Origin of the sequence: Wenzhouxiangella sp. XN201 (assembly GCF_011008905.1) — a bacterium.
GTDB lineage: Bacteria > Pseudomonadota > Gammaproteobacteria > Xanthomonadales > Wenzhouxiangellaceae > Wenzhouxiangella.
Genome location: NZ_JAAIVI010000020.1, coordinates 49,986 through 65,340 on the forward strand (window position 1 = coordinate 49,986; position 15,355 = coordinate 65,340).

A 15,355-nucleotide genomic window follows, 5' to 3' on the forward strand; every position below is an offset into this window, starting at 1 on the left:
AAAGAAAAAATTGTCCACAGATGAACACAGATGAACACAGATGAAAGAAGGAAAAGCAAGAAATGACAACTCAATTCTTTGAGTGAGATCCTGCATCTCGATTGCCGGACTTGTTGTTTTCAAAATCTGTGTTTATCTGTGTTCATCTGTGGACCGTATTTCTTGTTTTTTGCTTTCACGCCCGAAGCAGCTCCGCAGCTTCTAGCGCGGCGTAGGTGAGGATGCCGCAGGCGCCGGCGCGGCGGATCGACAGCAGGGTTTCGAGCAACACCTTGTCGTTGTCGAGCCAGCCGTTGGCCGCGGCCGCCTTGAGCATGGCGTACTCGCCCGAGACGTGATAGGCGAAGGTCGGCACGCCGAAGGTTTCGTGCACGCGGCGGATGATGTCGAGGTAGGGCAGGGCGGGCTTGATCATCACCCAGTCGGCGCCTTCGTCGAGATCGAGTTCGACTTCCCTGAGCGCCTCGTCGCTGTTGGCCGGATCCATCTGGAAACCTTCCTTGCCGGCCTTGCCCAGGTTGGCGGCCGACCCGACGGCGTCGCGGAAGGGGCCGTAGTAGCTCGAGGCGTACTTGGCCGCGTAACTGAGAATCAGGGTATTGACGTGGCCGTCGGCTTCGAGCGCCTCGCGAATCGCCCCGATGCGACCGTCCATCATGTCCGAGGGGGCGACCACGTCTGCACCGGCGGCGGCATGACATGATGCCTGTCGGACCAGTGCATCAACCGTGCGGTCGTTGAGCACATAGCCGTCCTCGTCGACGATGCCGTCCAGGCCGTGGCTGGTGTAGGGGTCAAGCGCGACGTCGGTGATCACGCCCAGCTCGGGGAAACGTTTCTTGAGCGCCGCCACGGTACGCGGCACCAGGCCTTCCGGATTCCAGGCCTCGGCCGCCTCGGCGTCCTTGCGTTCGGTCGGTACGACCGGAAACAGCGCCAGTGCCGGAATCCCGAGTTCCAGGCAGCGCCCGGCCAGCTCGAACAAGCCCTCGGCACCGAGCCGCTCCACCCCCGGCATGGATGCCACCGGCTCACGTCCCTTGTCGTCCTCGAGCACGAACACCGGCTGAATCAGGTTGGCGGGACTCAGGCGCGTCTCGCGCGCCAGTTCGCGGGCGAAGTGGCTCGCGCGAGTGCGGCGCATGCGGGTTGCAGGAAAACTCATCGTTTTGGCCGGTGTTTGCAGTGAGGTCATTATAAAGGCGGCTCTAGTTGGCATGCGATCGCCGGCCGTGTGGCGGGCCTCGACACTTCAAAGGCGTTTCGCCCGGCCTGCTTCGCAGGCTCTTTGGGCGAGGTACTTTTGTCGGTTGCAACAAAAGTACCCAAAAGTGCGCTAAAAGGACGCGGTTGGTCCGCAGGACCAGATGTCTCCTGGGCTTAACGGAGATACCGCATCTGCCTTCGCGATGGCTCGGTCGTCAAACATGGCGTTTTCGATAAAGGCCTGGCGTAGCCCGCACCCAGACAGCACGGCCTCGATCGGGGTCGGCTTCGATTGAGGGTGGGACAGCGGTCGGGGTGGAACGCCACTCGAAGTCGCAGTGCCAGACGCGGGCCACTGCAGGCGTTATCGCAAGCCAGCATGTTCGGCAGCCGGGCGCAAGCAAAGCCCCAGTCGCAGTCCGTGAAGCCACTTTGCTCGGGGGTTCCTGAGACGCAACCGTCATCTTTTAAGCGCATTTTTTGGGTACTTTTTTGGCGCGACAAAAAAGTACCTCGCCGAAAGAGCGCGCGAAGCGCGCCGGGCGAAACCGCCTTTGACTTGTCGAGGCCACCACGGCGACCCGTGGCAACAGCCAATCTAGCGCCTGCGAAGCAGGCCATCCCCACCACCGATGAAAGCATCATCGGGGAGATGCTAATCTCCCCGGCATGGTCACCACCATCCGCATTCCTGAAATGCGCCTCGACGATGCCGTCGACGTACCGATCGGGGATGTCGGACGCCTGGTCAAGTTCATTGCCGGGCACGAGCGTCTGCTCGTTCTGACCGGGGCGGGCGTTTCGACGCAGTCGGGTATTCCGGCTTACCGCGATGGGAGCGGGCGCTGGCTGCAACGGCGTCCCATCCTCTACCAGGATTTTGTCCGCTGCCGGGACACGCGCCGGCGCTACTGGGCGCGCAGCTATTTTGGCTGGCCGGTCATGGCGCAGGCCTCGGTCAATGCTGCGCACCAGGCGCTGGCCGCCCTCGAGCGGTCGGGCCGGCTTGCCGGCCTGATCACGCAGAACGTGGACGGCCTTCACCGGCGCGCTGGTCAGCAGCACTTGATCGAGCTGCATGGCCGGCTCGATCGTGTCGGCTGTCTCGATTGCGGGACCCGCGGTTGCCGCGCCGAGCTTCAGGACCGCCTCTTGGAATTCAATCGTGGCTGGACGGCCCAGGTGCGCGGCATCAACGCCGACGGCGATGCGCGGCTCGATGATCAGCACTGGCCGGGGTTTCGGGTGGCCGACTGCCTGTCCTGCGGCGGTACGCTCAAGCCACAGGTCGTGTTTTTTGGCGAGTCGGTGCCGGCGGCCACCCGTCAGGCCGTGGCTGAAGCACTCGAGTCAGCCTCCGCCTTGCTGGTGGTGGGGAGCTCGCTGGTGGTGGGATCGGCGTACCGCCTGGTGCGCGATGCTGCCCGTCGCGGCCTGCCGGTGGCGGCGGTCAACCAGGGGCGTACGCGAGCTGATGCCTTGCTGAGCTTCAAGGTGGATACCGGGTGCGAGCGCGCGCTGTCCGAAGCGGTTCGGGCCCTGTCAGGCTGAAGGCTTGCTCAGGCGGCGGCCGACAGTGTCGGATTGATGCCGGCGGCCAGCGCGTCGAAGTAGTCGCGGGTCAGCGCCAGTTGCTCGCGGGTCGACTCGGCGCGATTGACGATCTGTCGGAATCCGGCATTCTCGGGCCGGTCCTTGGCGTACCAGCCCAGATGCTTGCGTGCGATCCTTACGCCCCGAGGCTCGCCGTAAAATGCGTAAAGCGCTTCCAGATGTCCCAGCAAAATGTCGCGGACGGCCGCCGGGTCCGGTTCCGGCAGGGTTTCGCCAGTCGCGAGATGGTGCGCGATTTCAGCAAAGATCCAGGGGCGCCCTTGGGCAGCGCGACCGACCAGCAGCCCGGCGGCGTCCGTGTAGGCGAGTACCTTCCGCGCTTGTTCCGGCGAATCGATGTCGCCGTTGGCCCAGACCGGGATGCGCCGTTCGGCAACGATGCGCGCGATGGTGTCGTACTCGGCCTGGCCCTGGTATTTCTGGTCGCGCGTGCGGCCATGGACGGCCAGGGCGGCGATGCCGCATTCCTCGGCGATGCGGGCGATGGCCGGTCCGTTGCGATGCGCGCCATCCCAGCCGGTGCGGATCTTGAGCGTGACCGGCACTTCGACGGCGGCGACCACCGCTTCGAGGATTTGAGCGACCAGCGGCTCGTCGCGCATCAGGGCCGAGCCGGCCCAGGCCTTGCAGACCTTCTTGGCCGGGCAACCCATGTTGATGTCGATGATCTCGGCGCCGTGGTCGACATTGAAGCGGGCCGCCTCGGCCATGCGCGCGGGCACTGTACCGGCGATCTGCACGCTGACCGGGCCCGGCTCGCCGGCGTGATCCATGCGCTCGCGTGACTTGCGGGTGTGCCACAGCGAAGGATCGGAGCTGGTCATCTCCGAGGTTGCCATGCCGGCCCCGAGCCGGCGACACAGCAGGCGGAATGGCTTGTCGGTCACGCCGGCCATCGGCGCCAGGCCAAGTCCTGGCGCGATCCGGTGGCGGCCGATTTGAAAATCAAGAGTCATTCAAGTGCCCGCGAAGTCCCGAGCATTTCATTGTACGATGAGCGTCAGGGAGACTCCACGCGGGCGCCAAGTGAAGGGAGCAAGTCGCCATCATGAACAACGAATCCGAACGTCGCCGCTTCCACCGGTTTCCCTTCGAAGCCGAATGCGAACTTGTTCTGCCAGACAATAGCCGGCATGACTGCGAGTTGCTGGACCTGTCGATCAACGGCGCGCTGGTGTCCCTGCAACACCCCGAGCTCTTCGACGAAGCCCGCGAAAGCGATCTGCAACTGCACCTGACCGGGTTGGTGCGCGGAGACCGGGTCGACATATCTTCCCTGGTCCGCGCCGTGCGCGTGCAGGGCGATCGTATTGCCTGCCGGTTCTCGGGAATGGATGCCGACAGTTTCGACCATCTCAAAACCCTGGTGGCCGACAACCTCGGCGACATCTCGCTGCTCGACCGGGAGTTGACCCAGCTCGACTACTGGCCGCTGGTCTCTCCCGACGACGACTCGCCGTGATGGTCGACCCACGCCAGCCAGTTGCTCATCACAGCCTCGAGTTCTTCCAGTCCCTGGCCGGTGGTGGCCGAAAACAGCTGAACGCCCACCGAAGCGTCGACTGAACGGCGCACCGTCATCAAGGCTTCCTTCTGCTTGCCGTGGCCGAGCTTGTCGGCCTTGGTCAGCACCAGGTGCAGCGGCAGACCCTGGGCGCCTGCCCAGTTGGCCAGGTCGACATCGCCGGGCTTCAACGGGTGGCGCACATCCATGACGATCACCAGGCCGGCCAGCGCCTGGCGCTTTTCGAGATAGCCCTGGATCAATCCCTTCCAGTGACGCTTGAGCTCGCCGCCGACGCGGGCGAAGCCGTAGCCGGGCAGGTCGACCAGGTGGTGGTCCTCGTCGAGCTGGAAGAACACCAACTGGCGGGTGCGACCCGGCGTACGGCTGGTGCGCGCCAGCGATTTCTGCCGACACAGGCGGTTGATCAGGCTCGACTTGCCCGCATTGGATCGCCCGGCGATCGCCACTTCCACGCCGCGATCGGCCGGCAATTGCGACGGGTTGTGGACGCTGATCAGGTATTCGGCACGCTGGAGCAGCGTCTGGATGGCTTGCATCGGGATTCAGGCTGGCACGGCAGAAGCGTAGAGGCGATAATATCAGGTTCAGACTTTGACTCAGGAGTAGTAGTGAAATGGCTCGATTCTTGGTGATGCTATTGGCATCGGTGCCGCTTCTGGCCCAGGCGCAGCTGGTCGGCGATCCGGAGGCCGGTGAGGAGAACGCCGCCGTGTGTGCGTCCTGCCACGGCATGGACGGCAATTCCCAGGTTCCGATCTGGCCGAAGCTGGCGGGGCAGCACGAGGACTATGCCACGCGCCAGTCGATTCTGATCCGCGAGCAGCAACGGGAGGTGCCGGAAATGTATCCGATCGTGGCCGATATGAGCGATCAGGAACTGGCCGACATCGCCGCCTACTACGAGCAACAGTCCCTGAAACCGGGTGTCGCCGACGAGGCCCTGGTCGATGCCGGCGAAGCCGTTTACAACGCCGGCAATGACGAGACCGGCGTACCGGCCTGTACGGCCTGTCACGGACCGGCGGGGATGGGGATTCCCGGCGCGTACTATCCGCGCGTGGCCGGTCAGCATGCCGACTACACGGCCAAGCGTCTGAACCAATACCGCGACGGTGTCAACAGCGGCGACGACGATGCCTACAGCAACATCATGGTGGCGGTGGCCAAGAACCTCAGCGACGAGGAAATCGAAGCCGTCAGCTCCTATATCGAGGGGCTCCACCAGGCTCGGTGGTAAGGTAGGAAACCGTTTCAGTCAGGGTGCCGTGCTGGAACTCGCACGAATCCTGTGGGTCTGACAGGCTCGACTAATGACATTATCTCGGAGATCACTATGCGCAACCTGGTGAACATCGTCTCGGGCCTGGCCCTGCTGGCCAGCGGCTCGGTACTCGCCCAGCCTTTCGAGGAGGGGCAGCATTACGAGAAGATCGGCAGCCCGGTTTCCATGCCCGAGGACCGGGTCGTCGTCACCGACGGCTTCGGTTATCCCTGCCCGGCCTGCCGGCGCTTCCTGCCCTTCATGGATTCCTGGAAGGAAGGCCAGCCCGACTATGTCGAGGTGGAGCATCTGCCGATCGCACTGCAGCCGGGATGGGACCTGTTCGCGCGGGCCTATTACACCGCCGAAGTCATGGGCATTGCCGACGAGACGCATGAAGCGATGTTCAAGGCGCTGCACGACGAACGCCGCCAGTTCCGGAGCTTCGAAGATATTTCCGGTTTCTATGCCGATTACGGGGTCGAAGCCTCGAGCTTCCGCAACACCTCCGAGTCGTTTGCGGTCGACGCCAAGCTGCGACAGAACCGCAACGACGTGCGCACCTACGGTATTCGCAGTACACCCACGGTGATCGTGCAGGGCAAGTGGCGTGTCAGCCCCAACGGCTTCGGCAGCTACGAGGAAATGCTCGAAGTCATTGAATTCCTGGTCGAGCGTGAAGCCGAGGCGCTCGGGCTCACCGATGCCGGTAATGAGACTGCCGACGCGCACAAGGAGGTCGTCGAGCCGGAACAGGCTGACGACAACGCCTGAAGCTCGTGGGCGGGCCGCGCCGGCAGCTGAAGCTGCTGAGCTACAACATCCAGGCCGGGACTTCCACCGGACGTTATCGCGAGTACGTAACGCGTAGCTGGCGCCAGGTCCTGCCCAACAACCAGCGTGTCGTCAATCTCGACGCCATTGCCGACCTGGTCGAGGACTACGACATCGTCGCGCTGCAGGAAGTCGATTGTGGCAGCCTGCGTTCGGGGTTCCTGAACCAGGCGAAGTACCTGGCCACCCACGCCCGCTTTCCCCACTGGAATCACCAGGGCAACCGCAAGGTCGGCATCGTTGCCCATGCCGGCAACGGCCTGCTCAGTCGGATCGAGCCGAGCTGGATCGACGAGCACCGCCTGCCCGGAGCCATTCCGGGCAGAGGCGCCATGGTGGTGCGTTTCGGTGAAGGCGATCGTGCGTTATGGCTGGTGGTGCTGCACCTGGCGCTGGGACGCCGGGCGCGCTGGCAACAGCTCGACTACGTGGCCTCGCTGGTCCGGACCTATCCGCACGTGGTCGTCATGGGCGACTTCAACAGCGGGCCCGGCTCGCGTGAGGTGCGCGCCTTCTGCGATCGCGCCGGACTGGTCCTGCCGGGTGAACCGGTTCTGACGTTTCCCTCCTGGCAGCCGCAGCGCGCCATCGACCACATTCTGGTCTCGCCGAACATGCATGTCAGTGAACTGCGTGCTCTGCCGGTGACCTACTCCGATCACCAGCCCCTGTCCATGATTGTAGACCTGGGTGATGAGGTCGAACTACCAGGCCATGCGCAGCGCAACGAGTACCAGCACGACGCCGAACAGACGTCGTAGCCCGGCGGCCGGCAGCCTGTGAGCCAGGGCTACGCCGGCCGGCGCCGCCAGCATCCCCCCCAGCCCGACCAGCAAGGCGCCGGTCAACCAGACGTGCCCCATGCTCGCGCTCGGCGGCGCGCCCGCCGGCGCGACCAGCGCAAAGGTTGCGGTTCCGGCCAGCGCGATCGGCCAGCCGCAGGCCGAGGCATTGGCCACTGCGCGGACCATGCTGTAGCCGTTGTAGACCAGGTAGGGCACATTGAAAGTACCGCCGCCGATCCCGACCAACGCCGAGGCCGCGCCGATGACGGGCCCGATCAGCCACCAGCCCCGTGGGCGGGCCTGCTGGTGGCGCGGACGGGGCGTCTTGCTGAGCATCATGCGCAGACCGATCAGCGCCGCGATCACGGCGAACACCCGCGCCAGGTCCTGGCCCGACATGATCGTTGCCAGGGCCGCCCCGGCGACAGCGCCGACGGCGACGCCCAGGCCGAGGCGAAGCAGTGTCGCCATATCGACCGCACCGCGCCGATAATGGAACCAGACGGCGCTCGCGGCAGTCAGCAACATGGTAGCTAGTGAGGTTGCGACCGCGACGGGCACGGCCAGGTCCGCGGCAAAACCGCGGTGGATGAGCAAGGCGGTCAGGGCCGGTACGATAACCAGGCCGCCGCCGATACCGAATAATCCGGCCAGGGTGCCGGCAACCAGGCCGATCAGAACGAGGATGGCAATGGAGATCAGCACATTCAGGCCAGCCGTGACAGGGGCGCGTGCTGGGCATGTTGGCGGGCCGGCGCGATGAAAGCAAGCGTGAAGCAGGCCCTGGCCGCGATCCTGGTCGTCCTGGCATGGAGCGCGACAGCCATGGCCGATCGCCCGAGCGAGCGCGAAACCTTCCGTTCGGGTTGGGCCGCGGCCGAACGCGGCGACCAGGCCGGTATCGTCCGGGCCATTTCGCAACTGCCCGATTACCCGCTCACGCCCTATCTGCAGTTCGAGCTGTTCCGGCAACGGATCGACCGCGTTCCCACCGCGGTTGTTACGCAGTTCCTGGCCCGCCATCGTGACTGGTCTTTTTCGCCCGCGCTTGAGCGCGCCTGGCTGCGCAGCCTGGGCGAGAACGATCGTTTCGACTTGCTGATCGAGCACGGCGGCGAGAGTCGTGATGTTGAAGTCCGCTGCCACCTGGCGCGCGCTCGCATCGAACGCGGACAGACCGAGGGTCTGGCCGAGGACGTTCTCGAGCTCTGGCTTGCCGGCAGGTCACAACCCGACGCCTGCGATCCGGTCTTTGCCTGGTGGCGTCGCCAGGGGCACCTGGATGCCGAGGCGGCCTGGCAGCGGTTTCGCCTTACCATCGATGCTGGCGAGCTGCGCCTGGCCCGCTATCTGAAACGCTATCTGCCCGAGTCGGCGCAGCCCTGGGCCGATCGCTGGCTGTCGATGGCCAGCGGTATACCGACAACATTGCGCGATGCGCGGCGCTGGAGCGACCTGGAGGAGGCGCGCAACCTGGTGAGCTGGGGCTTGATGCGCCTGGCGCGCCGTGATTGGGCCATGGCGCAGGATCACTGGGAAGCCCTGTCAGGAAGTTTCGATTGGAGCGAGTCCGAACGGACTCCGATCGAGCGCGAGATCGCGTTGTTCCGGGCCGTGGCACTCGATGGGGATGCCCTGTCGGCCATCGATGCGCTATCCGAGTCCGGCCGCGACGAGCAGATGCTGGCCTGGCGTGCGCGCGCTGCCATGGCCGAGGGCGAGTGGCGGGAAGTGCTGGCCAGCATCGAAGCCATGCCCCTGCGCGAGCAGGGTCGCTCACGCTGGCGCTACTGGCGCGGTCGTGCGCTGGCCGAACTCGGCCGTCCGGATGCCCTGATCGCCTTCAGCTCGCTCAGTGCCGAGGCCGACTATTACGGTTTTCTCGCCGCAAGCCTGATGGGGCAGTCGCTGGTGATTTGTCCCGAAACCATCCAGCCGGACGCCGCCATCCAGCGTCGCCTGTTGCGCGATGCCGAGTTCGAGCGGGTCCTCGAATTGTTCCATGTCGGGCTGCCCTGGCATGGGCGCAGTACCTGGCGCCACCTGTCGCAGCGCCTGATCGCGCGCGAGTTCGAACAGGCAGCCCTGATCGCGGCTGGCCAGGGCTGGCACCACCTGGCCATCACCGCGCTCAACCAGACCGGTCGCCGACAGGCCTATTCCTGGCGCTTTCCGATGGCGGCCAAGGGTACGGTGCTGGCCGAGGCGCGCCGCCATGGCGTCGATCCGGCCCTGGTCTATGGTCTGATGCGGGCCGAGTCTGCGATGCAGGCCGATGCCCGCTCCTCGGCGGGGGCGATGGGCTTGTTGCAGCTGATGCCGACCACGGCACAGGCTGTGGCCCGGCGGCAAGGACTGCAATGGCGCGGCGCCGGTTCCCTGCATGATCCCGAGACCAACGTGCCCCTCGGGGTCGCTCATCTGGCCGAACTGCAGGAAGAATTCGATGGCGACTGGGTGCGCGTGGCCGCCGCCTACAATGCCGGGCGCAACGCCGTCCGGCGCTGGCTCGATGAGCGTCCGGCACTGGCTCCCGACGTCTGGATCGAGACCCTGCCTTACTACGAGACACGTGACTACGTACCGCGGGTACTGGCCTTCGCCACCATCTATGAGTGGCAGCTCGAGCGTCAGCCCGGGCTTCTGCCTGGCCAGGTCCTGCCCGGCCAGCCGGCGCCCTCGGGCTTTGCCTGCCCGCCGTAAGGCCGGGACCAGTAGAATGAGTCCAGGTCTCTGCTGGACTGACTGATGAAGGTATTGATTCTGGGTGGCTCGGGTTTCGTCGGCTCGCATCTGACGCGCCGTCTTTCCCGGGACGGGCACGCCGTCACCGTGGTTACCCGTTACGCGCCGGGCTGCAAGCATCTGAGCGTGGTCCCGCAGACCACCATCCGCCAGTTCGATCCCTACGACGAGGGTCGCCTGGCCAAGGAATTGGCCGGTCACGATGCCGCCGTCAACCTGGTGGGCATCCTCAACGAGCGCGGATTCGGCGGCAAGGGCTTCGAGCGGGCGCATGTCACGCTCATCGATTGCCTGCTTCGCGCCTGTCGCGAGGCCGGCGTGGAGCGACTGGTCCAGATGAGTTCGCTCAACGCCGGGCGCGGTGAGAGCCATTACCTGCGAACTCGGGGTGAGGGCGAAGCGCGGGTTCGCGCGGCCGCCAAGGAGGGTTGGATAACGGGCACCATCTTCAGGCCCTCGACCATCTTCGGGCCCGACGACAGTTTTCTCAATCGCTTCGCCACCTTGCTCAAGCTCTCGCCGGTACTGCCGCTGGCGCGGCCGCAGGCGAAGTTCGCACCGGTCTATGTCGATGACGTGGTCGAGGCTTTCGCGCGCGTGCTCGAGGGTCGCCATGCCGGCAAGACGCTTGAGTTGTGCGGTTCGGAGACCTGGGCCCTTGTCGACCTGGTGCGCTGGCTGCGTGATCAGCTTTCGCTCAGACGGGCGGTGATCGGCCTGCCGGACATCCTTGGGCGAGCCCAGGGCCTGGCCTTCGATTTCGTCCCCGGCAAGCCGTTCTCGAGCGACAATTTCCGCTCGCTCAAGCTCGACAGTGTCTGTTCATCCAACGGTTTCTCGGCCCTGGGCATCGAACCGTGGGGGCTGTCCGAACGGGCGCCGAGCTGGCTGGAAGGGCGTGGCAAGCAGGCCCGTTACCAGCACTACCGGCGCCAGGCCCGGCGTGAGCGGTCCTGACCGCGACCAGGATCCGGCTGCCGGCCTGACCGTCTACCGGGTCGGCGGGGTCGTCCGCGACCGCCTGCTGGGGCGCGATTCGCAGGATGCCGACCATGTCGTCGTCGGTGCCACGCCCGAGGACATGCGCGCGCGCGGCTTTCGGCCGGTCGGCAAGGACTTCCCGGTGTTCCTGCATCCCGACAGCGGCGAGGAATACGCCCTGGCGCGCACCGAGCGCAAGTCCGGGCGCGGCTACCACGGATTTGTCTTTCACACCGGTCCCGACGTCTCGCTGGAAGACGATCTGGCGCGCCGGGATCTCACCGTCAATGCCATGGCCGAGACCGAAGACGGGCAGATCATCGATCCGCATGGCGGTCGCCGTGATCTGGAAGCCCGCGTACTGCGCCATGTCTCGCCGGCGTTTCGCGAGGATCCCGTGCGCATCCTGCGCCTGGGCCGCTTCCACGCGCGATTGCCGGATTTTCGCATCGCCGACGAAACACGCGAACTGTGCCGGGCCATGGTGGCCGATGGCGAAGTCGAGCACCTGGTGCCCGAACGTGTCTGGCAGGAACTGTCCGGGGCGCTGATGGCCACACGGCCGTCGCGCTTTTTTGAACTGCTGCGTGAATGCGGCGCCCTGGCCGTGCTGCTGCCCGAACTCGACCGGCTCTTCGGTGTGCCGCAGGTGGCCGAGCACCATCCCGAGATCGATACCGGCATTCACACCCTGATGGTGGTCGATCAGGCTGCGCGGATGAATGGTTCCCTGCCGGCCCGGTTCGCCGCGCTGGTGCACGATCTCGGCAAGGGTCTGACCCCGGCCGACCAGTTGCCCCGGCACGTCGGCCACGAAAAGGCCGGATTGGCGCCGATTCGCGCCGTGTGCGAGCGCTTGCGGGTGAGCGTCGAGTGCCGCGACCTGGCATTGCAGGTCGGTGAACATCATCTCGTCGCCCATCGGGCGGCCGAGCTGCGGCCGGAGACGGTGGTGCGGTTGTTCGAGCGCCTCGATGCCTTTCGTCGTCCCGAACGCCTCGAACCCTTCCTGCTGGCCTGCGAGGCCGATCGCCGCGGCCGCACGGGCCGCGAAGACGAAGCCTATCCGCAGGCCGATTTCCTGCGTCGTGCCCACGCCGAGGCTGCCGCGGTCGAGGCCCGGCCCTTCGTCGAGCAAGGGTTGGAAGGCCCCGCCATCGCGCAGGCGGTCCACACCGAACGTGTTCGGCGTATAGCCGCCCTCTCACGAGCGTGAAAATCTCATCAATCCGCCGGCACCATTTGTTCTGTTCGTTGTCAATTTACTGATCGCGAGTGCGGCATGATGCCCGCCCTCGTTACAAGAACAACATCGGAGAACCCGCCTTGCCTCTCACTCGACTCGGATTGAGCAACCCGGTAGCCGTGGCCGTGGGCTGCATCCTGCTGGTGATCTTCGGGCTTTTGAGCCTGTCGCGCCTGCCGGTGCAGATGACGCCCAATATCGACCGGCCGACGATCTCGATTTCCACCGGCTGGCGGGCGGCCGCGCCGTCTGAGGTCGAGTCGGAGATCATCGAACCGCAGGAGAACCAGCTGCGCGACGTCCCGGGTCTGCAACGCATGACCGCGTCGGCCGGACAGGGTAACGGCTCGATCAACCTCGAGTTCGACGTCGGCGCCGATCTCAATCGCGCCCTGATCGAAGTCATCAACCGGCTCAACCAGGTGCCACGCTACCCGGCCGACGTCACCGAGCCGACGGTGCGGGTGGGTTCCGATCAGTTCGGCGACACGGTCGCCTGGTTCGCCATCCGGCCGATGCCGGACAACAACCGGTCGATCATCGAGTACCAGGACTTTATCGATGAAGTCGTCAAGGAGCGCCTGGAGCGGATTTCGGGCGTGTCCTCGGCCAATCCGCGTGGCGGCCGGCCCTTCGAAGTCCGCATCACCTTCGACCCCTACCAGGCGGCCGCCATTGGTGTTGACCTGACCCGCATCGGCCAGCGCCTGGGTCAGAACAACGATGTTTCCGGTGGCTTCCAGGAAGTCGGGCGGCGACAGTACACCCTGCGCTTTGCCGGGCAGTACGAAATTGCCGATCTCGAGAATCTCGTACTCGATTGGCGCGAGGGACGGCCGGTCTACCTGCGTGACGTCGCCCGCGTGGAGCGTGTCATGCGCGACTCCTCGGGCGTGATGACCCAGAATGGCGGCCCGTCGATCGCCATGAACGTGACCGCCGAACCGGGCGTGAACGTCCTCGATGTCATGGGCGAGATTCAGTCGGCCGTCGAGGAATTGCGACGCAGCCATCTCACCCCGGCCGGGCTGGAGATCGAGCAGGTCAGTGACGACACGGTCTACATCCGTCAGTCCGTGAGCATGGTGGCCACCAACCTGATCGTGGGCATGAGTCTGGCGGTCCTCGTGCTGTGGTGGTTCTTCCGCAAGCTGCGCGCCACGCTGATGGTCGCGCTGGCCATTCCGCTGTGTCTTTGCTTCGCGTTCCTGGTCCTCAGCGGGGTCGGGCGCACGCTCAACGTGATCTCGCTCGCCGGGTTGGCGTTTGCCACCGGCATGGTGCTCGATGCCGCCATCGTCGTGCTCGAGAACATCGTGCGCCAGCGCGAACAGGGCCGCGCGCCGATGGAAGCCGCGGATCGCGGCACCGGCCAGGTCTGGGGTGCCTTGCTGGCCTCCACCGCCACGACCGTGGCCATCTTCCTGCCGGTGATGTTCCTGCAGGACGAGGCCGGCCAGTTGTTCGCCGACCTGGCGGTGGTCATTTCCGCCGCCATCGTCTGTTCCCTGCTGGTGGCTATCGTGGTTCTCCCTACAGCCAGCTATCGCCTGCTGGGCAAGGCTTCGCTGGCGGACCGGCACGCGTCCTGGTGGCAGAGCGGCTCGGACTTCATCATGTCGCTGACCGATACACCGCGGCGGCGCTGGGGCTGGATCGCCGGCCTGACCATCGTGCCGATCCTGGTTGGGGCGCTGCTGATTCCGCCGGCCGACTACCTGCCCGAGGGCAAGCGCAATTTCATCTTCGGATTCCTGCAGACGCCCTCGGGGATGGGGCCGGATACCGCCGAGGAAGAGCTGATCAAACCGATCAACGAACGCCTGATTCCGTACATCAATGGTGAAAAGGAGCCGGCGATCGAAAACACCTTCCTCGGCTTTTTTGGCAGCGGCGCCTTCCTGGGTATGCGGGCTGCCGACGAGGATCAGGTCGATGAACTGATCGACGTGGTCAACGAGGAGATCCTGACCGGGTTTCCCGATACTTTCGGCCGCGCCAACCGTTCGCCGATTTTCGGCGGCCGCGGCAGCCGGCAGATCGACATCGACCTGCAGGCGGCCGACGTCGAGGAGCTGCTCGGCGCCGGGCAATTGGCCTTCGGGCTGATCCAGGAGAAGATGCCCGGTGCCACCATCCGGCCCCAGCCCGGGCTGGAGCTGGCCGAGCCGGAACTGCGGCTCAAGCCTGACGACCGGCGCATCGCCGAGATGGGCTGGACCCGCGGCGACGTCGCCACCCTGATGCGCGCTTTCGGCAATGGTGCCTACCTGGGCGACTATTTCGATGGCGACCGGCGCCTCGATGTGATCTTGCGTGGCACCGAGTGGGTCACGCCCGAAGAACTGATGAGCATGCCGCTGGCCACGCCGTCAGGACGAATCGCCACGCTGGGCGAACTGACCGACCTGGAACGCACGGCCGGGCCCAACCAGATCCGCCGCGTCGACCGGCGCCGCACGCTGTCGCTGCAGGTCACGCCGCCGTCGGGCATGCCGATGGAGACCGCGCTCGCCTTCCTGCAGGAAGAGGTCGAGCCACAGATTCGAAGTGCTTTGCCGCCCGATGGCGTGATCACCTACCGTGGGACGGCCGAAGCCCTGGGTGAGACGCTGTCGAACCTGGCCGGCAGCTTCCTGCTGGCAATCGTGATCCTGTACCTGCTGATTTCGGCGCTGTTCCGCTCGTTCAAGGACTCGATCCTGGTCCTGATGACCATTCCGATGGCGACCGTCGGCGGCATCGTCGCGCTGCGCATCACCGGCTGGATCACCGGCCAGGCCATGGACATGCTCACCATGATCGGCTTCGTGATCCTGCTCGGCCTGGTGGTCAATAACGCCATCCTGCTGGTCTATCGCGCCCGCGAAGGCGAGCGCGAGGAAGGCCTGAGCCGGCGTGAGGCGGTCGAGACGGCCGTGCGCCTGCGCCTGCGCCCGATCCTGATGAGCACTACCACCAGCGTATTCGGCATGATGCCCTTGCTGGTGCTGCCGGGCGCGGGTACCGAACTGTATCGTGGCCTGGCCGCGGTCATCGTCGGCGGCATGGCGGTCAGCACCCTGTTTACCCTGGTGCTGCTGCCGTCGCTTTTGAGAACCAATGAGGACACACAAGGCGCCGCCGAAGGCGAGGTGGTGCCGGCATGACAAGGG

General features: G+C 65.5%; 13 protein-coding genes. 9 read left to right on the plus strand and 4 right to left on the minus strand.

The window, feature by feature from the left end:
• Positions 1-175 precede the first annotated feature (175 nt).
• A complete protein-coding gene (gene hemB / locus G4Y73_RS09670; protein ID WP_205596588.1) occupies positions 176-1,165 on the minus strand; it encodes a porphobilinogen synthase in 990 nt (329 codons plus the stop codon).
• Between the two features lie 710 nt (positions 1,166-1,875).
• On the opposite strand from hemB, the gene G4Y73_RS09675 reads away from it, so the two are divergent.
• Positions 1,876-2,757: an NAD-dependent protein deacetylase gene (locus G4Y73_RS09675; RefSeq protein ID WP_205596589.1), complete on the plus strand. Its 882-nt coding sequence runs from the start codon at positions 1,876-1,878 to the stop codon at positions 2,755-2,757.
• A gap of 8 nt (positions 2,758-2,765) precedes the next feature.
• Here the strand turns inward: G4Y73_RS09675 and dusB are convergent, their stop codons facing one another.
• Positions 2,766-3,776, minus strand: a complete 1,011-nt coding sequence (dusB, locus tag G4Y73_RS09680; protein ID WP_164231439.1) for a tRNA dihydrouridine synthase DusB — start codon at positions 3,774-3,776, stop codon at positions 2,766-2,768.
• A gap of 92 nt (positions 3,777-3,868) precedes the next feature.
• On the opposite strand from dusB, the gene G4Y73_RS09685 reads away from it, so the two are divergent.
• On the plus strand, positions 3,869-4,282 hold the full coding sequence (locus tag G4Y73_RS09685) for a PilZ domain-containing protein (protein ID WP_164231440.1): 414 nt from the start codon (positions 3,869-3,871) through the stop codon (positions 4,280-4,282).
• Here the strand turns inward: G4Y73_RS09685 and yihA are convergent.
• Complete coding sequence (gene yihA, locus G4Y73_RS09690) at positions 4,243-4,884, minus strand: ribosome biogenesis GTP-binding protein YihA/YsxC (RefSeq protein WP_205596590.1); 642 nt, start codon at positions 4,882-4,884, stop codon at positions 4,243-4,245. The genes G4Y73_RS09685 and yihA overlap by 40 nt on opposite strands.
• Before the next feature lie 77 nt (positions 4,885-4,961).
• On the opposite strand from yihA, the gene G4Y73_RS09695 reads away from it, so the two are divergent.
• From G4Y73_RS09695 to G4Y73_RS09705, 3 genes are all read left to right on the plus strand, one after another.
• A complete protein-coding gene (locus G4Y73_RS09695; protein ID WP_164231441.1) occupies positions 4,962-5,585 on the plus strand; it encodes a c-type cytochrome in 624 nt (207 codons plus the stop codon).
• 96 nt (positions 5,586-5,681) lie between these two features.
• Positions 5,682-6,383, plus strand: a complete 702-nt coding sequence (locus G4Y73_RS09700; protein WP_164231442.1) for a thiol:disulfide interchange protein DsbA/DsbL — start codon at positions 5,682-5,684, stop codon at positions 6,381-6,383.
• Positions 6,384-6,388: 5 nt separating this feature from the next.
• Positions 6,389-7,204, plus strand: a complete 816-nt coding sequence (locus G4Y73_RS09705) for an endonuclease/exonuclease/phosphatase family protein (RefSeq protein WP_205596591.1) — start codon at positions 6,389-6,391, stop codon at positions 7,202-7,204.
• On the opposite strand, the gene G4Y73_RS09710 is transcribed toward G4Y73_RS09705, so the two are convergent.
• Positions 7,148-7,933 (minus strand): sulfite exporter TauE/SafE family protein, encoded by a 786-nt coding sequence (locus G4Y73_RS09710; protein ID WP_164231443.1) that lies wholly within the window; start codon positions 7,931-7,933, stop codon positions 7,148-7,150. The genes G4Y73_RS09705 and G4Y73_RS09710 overlap by 57 nt on opposite strands.
• A 54-nt stretch (positions 7,934-7,987) precedes the next feature.
• On the opposite strand from G4Y73_RS09710, the gene G4Y73_RS09715 reads away from it, so the two are divergent.
• From G4Y73_RS09715 to G4Y73_RS09730, 4 genes are all read left to right on the plus strand, one after another.
• Positions 7,988-9,931: a transglycosylase SLT domain-containing protein gene (locus tag G4Y73_RS09715; RefSeq protein ID WP_164231444.1), complete on the plus strand. Its 1,944-nt coding sequence runs from the start codon at positions 7,988-7,990 to the stop codon at positions 9,929-9,931.
• Positions 9,932-9,976: 45 nt separating this feature from the next.
• Entirely contained in the window at positions 9,977-10,930 is a 954-nt protein-coding gene (locus tag G4Y73_RS09720; RefSeq protein ID WP_164231445.1) for a complex I NDUFA9 subunit family protein, read from the plus strand.
• A gap of 25 nt (positions 10,931-10,955) precedes the next feature.
• Positions 10,956-12,170, plus strand: coding sequence for a multifunctional CCA addition/repair protein (locus G4Y73_RS09725; RefSeq protein ID WP_164231806.1), 1,215 nt, complete (start codon positions 10,956-10,958; stop codon positions 12,168-12,170).
• A 110-nt stretch (positions 12,171-12,280) separates the two neighbouring features.
• Positions 12,281-15,349, plus strand: a complete 3,069-nt coding sequence (locus G4Y73_RS09730) for an efflux RND transporter permease subunit (protein WP_164231446.1) — start codon at positions 12,281-12,283, stop codon at positions 15,347-15,349.
• The last annotated feature ends 6 nt before the right edge of the window (positions 15,350-15,355 follow it).

Excerpts from the sequence above, each read along its gene's own strand:
- G4Y73_RS09700 (WP_164231442.1), top strand. The coding sequence starts at position 5,682 with ATGCGCAACCTGGTGAACATCGTCTCGGGCCTGGCCCTGCTGGCCAGC.
- G4Y73_RS09675 (WP_205596589.1), top strand. The coding sequence starts at position 1,876 with ATGGTCACCACCATCCGCATTCCTGAAATGCGCCTCGACGATGCCGTC.
- G4Y73_RS09695 (WP_164231441.1), top strand. The coding sequence starts at position 4,962 with ATGGCTCGATTCTTGGTGATGCTATTGGCATCGGTGCCGCTTCTGGCC.
- G4Y73_RS09715 (WP_164231444.1), top strand. The coding sequence starts at position 7,988 with ATGAAAGCAAGCGTGAAGCAGGCCCTGGCCGCGATCCTGGTCGTCCTG.
- G4Y73_RS09685 (WP_164231440.1), top strand. The coding sequence starts at position 3,869 with ATGAACAACGAATCCGAACGTCGCCGCTTCCACCGGTTTCCCTTCGAA.
- hemB (WP_205596588.1), bottom strand. The coding sequence starts at position 1,165 with ATGAGTTTTCCTGCAACCCGCATGCGCCGCACTCGCGCGAGCCACTTC.
- yihA (WP_205596590.1), bottom strand. The coding sequence starts at position 4,884 with ATGCAAGCCATCCAGACGCTGCTCCAGCGTGCCGAATACCTGATCAGC.
- G4Y73_RS09720 (WP_164231445.1), top strand. The coding sequence starts at position 9,977 with ATGAAGGTATTGATTCTGGGTGGCTCGGGTTTCGTCGGCTCGCATCTG.
- dusB (WP_164231439.1), bottom strand. The coding sequence starts at position 3,776 with ATGACTCTTGATTTTCAAATCGGCCGCCACCGGATCGCGCCAGGACTT.